The sequence below is a fragment of the Xylophilus sp. ASV27 genome (assembly GCF_016428875.1).
GTDB lineage: Bacteria > Pseudomonadota > Gammaproteobacteria > Burkholderiales > Burkholderiaceae_C > Xylophilus.
Window position 1 is genome coordinate 1 of record NZ_JAELTO010000254.1, and the last position, 797, is coordinate 797.

A 797-nucleotide genomic window follows, 5' to 3' on the forward strand; every position below is an offset into this window, starting at 1 on the left:
TCGAGCGCGATTTGCGCGATGCTGCCGACCCGCATCTCGGCCGACAGCCCGCTGCGGCCGCGCGACGGGTCGCCGGGCACACCCCAGAGCGGCGCCATGCGCGGGAAGAGCAGGAACAGCGCTGCCATGATCGGCGCGCCGAACAGCATCAGGCGCGCCGCGGTCCTGGCCGCCGTGGCCAGCGGCGGGCGGCCGACCGGCATGTGCGCCTGCACCAGGGCCGTGAGCAGGCCGAGCAGCGCCACCACCATCGCCAGCGCGGTCGGCAGCGACTGCGAGACGAAGAAGTTGGTCAGCATGGTGAAGAAGCCGAGGAAGAACACCACCATCGCATCGCGCCGGGCGCGCATCTCCAGCGTCTTGAGCGCGAGCAGCATCACGACCAGGGTCACGCCGGCCTCACGCCCGGCGACCGTGCGGTAGGTGGCCAGGGTCGCCGCCACGCAGCCCACCAGCAGCGCCAGCAGCCACCAGCGCCCCGGCAGCGGAGACGCGCGCCAGGCCAGCCGCGCGCGCCACAGCAGCGCCAGCGCGGCGACGGCGCTGGCCCAGGCCGGCAGACTGCCGACCTGCGGCAGGATGATCCAGGCCACCACCAGCAGCAGGAACAGTGTGTCGCGGCTGTCGCGCGGCAGCGTGCCCAGGCTGCCGAACCAGGAGCGGGCGCGGCGGCTCAGCATCGGGCGAGCGCCTCCAGGCATCGCCTCTGGTGGGCCGCACCCTGGGCCGGGGCCAGCGTGACGCCGGGCAGGCGCAGGCCGTAGGCAAGCCCCAGGCGCTCGGCCTGCAGCACCCAG

The 797-nt window shown here is 74.5% G+C and carries 1 protein-coding gene and 1 pseudogene; both read right to left on the reverse strand.

What is annotated here, in order from left to right:
* Positions 1-680 (reverse strand): DUF3488 domain-containing protein (locus JHD63_RS22740; RefSeq protein WP_198973075.1); only part of this gene is annotated, 680 nt, incomplete at its 3' end.
* Positions 674-797: pseudogene (locus JHD63_RS24300) on the reverse strand (DUF58 domain-containing protein); the annotation flags it as partial. The gene JHD63_RS22740 and the pseudogene JHD63_RS24300, both read right to left, overlap by 7 nt.